Below are 6,569 nucleotides of genomic sequence, written 5' to 3'. Positions count from 1 at the left end.
CCGTCGTACTCGATGGTCACCTGGGTCTTGCCGTCGGGACGCAGGTAGGGCACCGTGCCGTCCTTGCGCACCTCCGACAGGCGCTGCGCCATGCGGTGCGCCAGGGTGATCGGCAGCGGCATGAGCTCGGGGGTGTCACGGCAGGCGTAGCCGAACATCAGGCCCTGGTCGCCCGCGCCCTGACGGTCGAGCTCGTCGCCGGCCTCCTCCAGCCGGTGCTCGTAAGCGTCGTCGACGCCCTGGGCGATGTCTGGCGACTGGGCGCCGATCGACACCGAGACGCCGCAGGACGCGCCGTCGAAGCCCTTGTGCGAGGCGTCGTAACCGATCTCCAGGATCTTCTCGCGGATCAGCCCGGGAATGTCGACGTACGTCTCCGTCGTGACCTCGCCGGCGACGTGCACCTGGCCCGTCGTGATCATCGTCTCGACCGCGACCCGGCTCTTCGGGTCACCCTTGAGCATGGCGTCGAGAATGGCGTCGCTGATCTGGTCGGCGATCTTGTCCGGGTGGCCTTCGGTGACCGACTCGGAGGTGAACAGGCGGCGGGACATCTTCACTCCTTGTGTTCGTGGGCCGCGAGGGTGCGCTCCTCGCGTCGTGCGGTGCGTCATCCAGGAATCGATTGTGGGCAAGCGCGCTCAAGGATCGGTCAACGGCGTCGCAGCTCCGTCGCACGAGCCTGCACGGACGTCCCCGCGCCTCCACGAGCACGCCACTGGTGCGGCCGCCGGCGGGAGAGGCCGCCGCGGGACGGCGGCGAACCGGCGGACCGCGTCCACCGACCCGCGAAACGGCACCCGCCCGAAATGGGCCGGCGGCCTTTTCTCCAGATCGTGCGCGCGCGTGAAAAGCAAGGGCCACCGTGCGAGTGGCGACTCACACGATGGCCCTTGCCCGCGTGGGGACTTGCTGCGAAGAAACCACCGACCAGGGACACCACCTCACCGTGGAGTAAAATTCGTCGCAAGCTCGATTTCTTCGATGCTAGGCCGCTCCGAGGCGACGCAGACACCCCTGCCGAACCCCTACGGAAGAAGGCCCGCAACCCGTCTGACCTGGAATACACGATTATCAACCGCGCGCCGATGTTTCGTATTCGGCCGACCGGTCACGTGTATCGATCCGGCACTGTGAATACGCCGACGGCGCGCCTGATTCGGGAGCCGTCGCCGCGATTCCCCGGCCGCCGGCGGGACCGCCGCGATCCGGGGCGCGAGCACCCCGGCACCACCCCGGCGGTGCCGGTCGCGACCCCCGAACCGTCCCCCGCCCCCCCCGGAGCGAGCCCGTGGGACCGGCCGTGAGAAGCGGCGTTCGCCGCCCGCCATCGCCGTCTCCGTATACCGGGCGTCACCGGCCGGCCGGCCCGGGGGCACGGGCCGCGGCGGCCCCGGTGACCGGCGGAAAGCCGTCGCCGTCGTGAACACGAGGCTGAGGAGGCCCGGGGACGGCTCGCCGGCCGCGGGCGGGCCCCGGTTCGGCGGAACCGTGTTCCGGAATTCTGGCCAGCGATCTTACCGACGGTAATGTAACTGGTTCCCCTAACCCCTAGGATGTACGATCTGGGGCGTAAGTTGACAGGTGCCGGGGGGAGGCCCGCGCCATCGTCGCACGCCTCGCCGAGCGGCGGTTCACAGCAGAGCCCGCTCGCCTTCGGGGCGGCGCGCCTGCTACTTCTCTCAGAACGACTGAGAGCGTGAAGACTTCCGGATGGGGCCGAGGTTTTCTGGCAAGGAGTTATCAGGTGGAGTTCCGTTTGCTGGGGCCACTTGAGGTGTCCGCGAACAGCCAGCGTCTGGACATCGGGGGCTCGAGACAACGCATCACTTTGGCCAACCTTCTGCTCGACGCCAACAGGGTCGTCACCGTCGACCGCCTGATCGACGCCATTTACGGGGAGGTGCTCCCCCCGACGTCGAAGGCGCAGGTGCAGATCTGCATCTCCGCCCTTCGCCGCCTGTTCGCCGCGAACGGGGAGCCGGCCATCATCTCCACCCATCCGCGTGGTTACATCATGCGCGTCGACGACGAGCAGCTCGACGCCCGCCGGTTCGAGGCGCTGACCACGCAGGCGCGCCGCGACCGCGACGCCGGCCACATCGAGGACGCCGTCAAGCAGTACCGCGAGGCCCTGGCGCTGTGGCGGGGCGAGGCCCTGGAGGGGATCGACAGCAGGCCGGTGCGCGCCGCCGCCAGCAGGCTCGCCGAGGACAGGATCACCACCAACGAGGACTGCCTGCAGCTGGAGCTCGACCTCGGCCGCCACTACGAGCTGGTCGGCGAGCTGACCGCCCTGGTGGCCGAGCACCCGCTGCGCGAGCGCCTGTGCGGCCAGCTCATGCTGGCGCTGTACCGCTCCGGCCGGCAGGCCGAGGCCCTGCGGGTCTACCGGTTCGCCCGCGAGACGCTCGTGGAGGAGCTGGGCATCGAGCCCAACGAGCAGCTCCAGCGCCTGGAGTACTCGATCCTGACCTCCGACGAGAGCCTCAACAGCCCCGTCCGGCAGACCGCCGGCACCGTCGGCGCCGCGGCCGAGCCCGCCGCTCCCCCGCCGCCGCCGGTGCCCGCGCGCCCCGTCCCGATCCTGCTGCCGGCCGCGGTCGCCGACTTCACCGGTCGCGGCAAGCAGCTCGACGCGATCCAGCGCGAGCTGTCGCTCGCCGCCGAGGACCCCTACCGCTTCGCCGTGCCGATCATCGTCATCGCCGGCAAGGGCGGCCTCGGCAAGACGACTCTGGCCGTCCACTCCGCGCACAGCGTCGCCGAGCGGTTCCCCGACGGCCAGCTCTTCGCCGACCTGCACGGCGGCGCGGGCCGTCAGATCAGCCCCATGCAGGTGCTGGAGCGTTTCCTGCGCGCGCTCGGCGTGCCGGGCCCGGAGATGCCCGACGGCCTGGAGGAGCGCGCCGAGATGTACCGGGCGATGCTCGCCGACCGCAAGACGCTCATCGTGCTCGACGACGCCGCCACCGAGGGCCAGGTGCTGCCGCTGCTGCCGGGGAACCGCATGTCCGCGGTGATCATCACCAGCCGGAGCCGGCTGGCCGGGCTTCCGGGCGCCATCCAGGTCGAGATGGACATCTTCGACACCGACCAGTCGATGGAGATGCTGTCGCGGATCGCCGGCACGGAGCGCATGCACGCCGAGGCCGAGGCCGCCCAGGCCCTGGCCGACCTGTGCGGGCGCCTGCCGCTGGCGTTGCGCATCGCCGGGGCCCGCCTGTCGGCCCGTCCCCACTGGAGCGTGGAACAGCTCGTCAGCCGCCTGGAGGACGAGACCCGGCGGCTCGACGAGCTCAAGCACGGCGACATGGGCATCAGGGCGAGCATCTCGCTGACCTACGAGAGCGTCGGCGAGGAGGCCAAGCGCCTGTTCCGGCTGCTCGCCGTCCTCGACAGCAGCGTGTTCTCCGGCTGGGTCGGCGCCGCCCTGCTCGACCGTCCGTACCACGACGCCAGAGACCTGCTCGACGACCTGGCCGACGCCCAGCTCATCGAGACGGTGGGCGGCTACGGCCCGCACACCCAGTACCGCTTCCACGACCTCATCCGCGTCTTCGCCAGGGAGCGCCTCGCCACCGAGGCGACGCCCGAGGAGCGCAGGGCGGCCCTTGAGCGTGTGCTCGGCGCCCTGCTCTACCTCGCCGAGGCGGCCAGGCGCCGGGTGTACGGCGACGCCAACGTCCTGACGCACGGCGACGCCGCGCGCTGGCCGCTCCAGGACAAGCTCGTCGACCAGCTGACCTCCGCGGCGCTCGACTGGTTCGAGCGCGAGCGCGGACTGCTGGTGTCGGGCATCCGCCAGGCCGCGCAGGCGGGGTTCACCGACCTGTGCTGGGACCTGGCGGTCACCGCCATGTTCGAGACGCGCGGCTACCTGGACGACTGGCGGGAGACCAACAAGATCGCGCTCGCGGCCACCCGGCAGGCAGGCAACATCCGCGGTCAGGCGGCGCTGCTGAACTCGCGTGGCGGCCTGCACATCACGCTGAAGCGCATCCCCGAGGCCCGGCGCGACCTCGAAGAGGCGATCGAGCTGTTCAACCAGTGCGGTGACGGCCGGGGCACCGGGCTGATCCACGGCCACATGGCCTTCCTCGACCGCATCACGGGCGACTACGAGGGCGCCATCGCGCACTACGAGCACGCCCTCGAAATGTTCAGCCGCATGGAGGACCACGCGTCCTCCGCCTACGTGCTGCACAACCTGGCTCAGGTGAGGCTGGAGGCCGACGATCCCGAGGGCGCCAGCCGCCTGCTGTCGGAGGCCCTGACGCTCAGCCGCCGCGGCGGCAACAAGCGGGTGGAGGCTCAGGTGCTCTACCGGCTGGGCGAGACCTACCTGAACTGGCGCGAGCCGGCCCTGGCGGTGGAGAGCTTCGAGAAGGCCATCGAGATCACCCGCGAGATCGGCGACCCGATCGGCGAGGCCTACGTCCTGGGCGGGATGGGGCTGGCACGGCTGCGGCTGGGCGAGACCGGCGCGGCCGAGGAGGCGCTGCGGCAGGCCGTCCATCTGGCCGTCAAGATCGGCGACCGGCTCGCCGAGGGCCGGAGCCTGCTGGGGCTGGGCGAGGTGGCGATGGCCCGCGGGGAGCACGATCACGCCGTCAACCATTTCCTGCAGGCGATCGGCGTCTTCCAGACGATGGGCGCGACGCCGAACGAGGCCCGCGCCCGGGCGCTGCTCGCCGAGGCGCAGGAAAAGGCCGACGGGCTGATCGGGGCGGCCCGGATAAGGTGAGCGAGGCGCGTGTTTCCCCCCGCCCTTTCGCCGCCGGCGCCGGCCGTACCGGATGAGCATCACCACTGGTTGACAAATCGCCCATATGTGTTTTACCGGCAGGCCTGACAATCGGCTCGCGGAGCCGAATGCGGGAGAACCCTTATCGGCCCCGTGCCACGCCCTGCCTCGGCGCATACCCTCGCCAACAGAGCGCTCTCGGAGATGCCCGGCTGTTTCTCTCCGCCGATACGCTCGTTGGGTGACCACTATACGAATGAGCGGAGTTCCTTCAGGCTCGGCAGGAGCCATGATCAAGGCCATTCTGCCCGATTGTGTGGTGGCCGCCGACCTCCTGACCGATCCGCCCGACCCGATGCTCTTCCCCGAAGAGGACAAGGCGATCGGCCAGGCCGACGAGCAACGGCGCGCCGAGTTCGCCACGGCGCGGGTCTGCGCCCACGACGCGCTCAGAAAGCTCGGCCTGCGACCCAGCCCCGTGCTGCCCGGCCTCCGAGGAGAGCCGCAGTGGCCCGCCGGGGTCGTCGGCAGCATCACCCACTGCCCCGGCTACCGGGCGGCCGTCCTCGGCCTGTCGTCCAAGGTGACCGCAATCGGCATCGACTCCGAGCGCAACGAGGCCCTGGTGGACGGCATCCTGGACGCCATCTCGCTGCCCGAGGAGCGCGAGGCGCTGCGCCGGCTGGCCACGGCGCACCCGCGCGTGCACTGGGACCGCGTGCTGTTCAGCGCCAAGGAGGCGGTGTACAAGGCGTGGTTCCCGCTGACCAAGCGGTGGATCGACTTCGAGGACATCGTCGTCACCCTCGACCCCGCGAGCGGCGTCTTCACCGCGCGGCTGCGGGTCCCCGGGCCGCGCGCGCACGGGCAGCGGCTCGCCCGCTTCACCGGCCGCTGGCTGGTGGACGCCGGTCTCATCCTGACGGCGGTGGTCGTCCCCGCCCCGGCTCGCCGGGGCCCGGCGCCCGCCTTGCAGGGGGCACGCGCGTGACCGAGGGCTTCGGCGGACGGGAGGGCGGGCTTGCCTCGTCCCCCTGAGGGCCGCCACACGCCGCCGAGGCGGGCGGTCCCGCCGGTGCGCGCGCGTCAGCCGGGCGCGACAGGAGGTCTGGGAGGCACGAAGAACATCTCGACGAGGCGGGGCAGCAGGTCCGGGTCGCCGGTCAGGCGCACCGTCCCGGCGGCGACGGCCTGTTCGGCCGTGATCGCGCCGGAGAACAGGGCGTGCAGCACCCCCGACTCCACCACCAGGCCGGCGCCCGGCAGGGCGCCTTCGGCCGCGCTCAGGGCGCCGTCGTCCACGAGGACGTGCACGACGACTTCGCCGGCGCGCAGTTCGTAACCCACTCGCAGCCCTCGTGCCCTGTCCGGCCGGAAGGTCGCGCGCAGGGACATGACGAGCGAATCGGCGGTGACGATCTCACCGGGTTCCGGTTCGCCGAGGGATCCGGCCCCCCATCGGCCCAGCCGCAGGACGACCTCCTCCAGCTCCCGGCCGTACGGGGTCAGCTCGTACACCACGGACCCCGCGGGCCGCGGCAGCAGGCGCCGGTGCACGACGCCGGCCCGCTCCAGCTCCCTCAGCCGCGCGGACAGGATGTTCGTGGGGATCCTCGGAAGGCCTCGCCGCAGGTCGGTGAACCGCTTCGGGGCCACGAGCAGGTCGCGGACGATCAGCAGGGCCCACCGCTCGCCGACGATGTCGAGGGCCCGGGAAAGGCCGCAGAACTGCCCATAGGTTCTGCCCGCCATGAACGCGATTCTAGCTCATGCTTAACGAGCTGCATTATGCTTGTTATTTACAAGTAGAATGGTAAATCCG

4 protein-coding genes are annotated in these 6,569 nt (G+C 71.0%); 2 read left to right on the top strand and 2 right to left on the bottom strand.

Features of this window, described 5'->3' with window-relative positions; genetic code table 11:
* Positions 1 to 554: S-adenosylmethionine synthetase N-terminal domain-containing protein (locus PYR91_RS35970; RefSeq protein ID WP_279787437.1), on the bottom strand; the 554-nt coding region annotated here is incomplete at its 3' end.
* A 1,277-nt stretch (positions 555 to 1,831) separates the two neighbouring features.
* Between PYR91_RS35970 and PYR91_RS35965 the strand changes: the two genes are divergently transcribed.
* Together PYR91_RS35965 and PYR91_RS35960 are read left to right on the top strand one after the other, a co-directional pair.
* Complete coding sequence (locus PYR91_RS35965) at positions 1,832 to 4,747, top strand: BTAD domain-containing putative transcriptional regulator (protein WP_279787434.1); 2,916 nt, start codon at positions 1,832 to 1,834, stop codon at positions 4,745 to 4,747.
* A gap of 289 nt (positions 4,748 to 5,036) precedes the next feature.
* On the top strand, positions 5,037 to 5,738 hold the full coding sequence (locus tag PYR91_RS35960) for a 4'-phosphopantetheinyl transferase superfamily protein (RefSeq protein ID WP_279787433.1): 702 nt from the start codon (positions 5,037 to 5,039) through the stop codon (positions 5,736 to 5,738).
* Positions 5,739 to 5,833: 95 nt separating this feature from the next.
* Here the strand turns inward: PYR91_RS35960 and PYR91_RS35955 are convergent, their stop codons facing one another.
* The gene (locus tag PYR91_RS35955; RefSeq protein ID WP_279787431.1) at positions 5,834 to 6,499 is read right to left on the bottom strand and encodes a winged helix-turn-helix transcriptional regulator; all 666 of its coding nucleotides are present in this window, start codon (positions 6,497 to 6,499) and stop codon (positions 5,834 to 5,836) included.
* Positions 6,500 to 6,569: the final 70 nt, after the last annotated feature.

Source organism: Sphaerisporangium sp. TRM90804, from assembly GCF_029846175.1.
Taxonomy (GTDB): Bacteria; Actinomycetota; Actinomycetes; order Streptosporangiales; family Streptosporangiaceae; genus Sphaerisporangium.
This window is presented reverse-complemented; position numbering and strand designations above follow the sequence as displayed.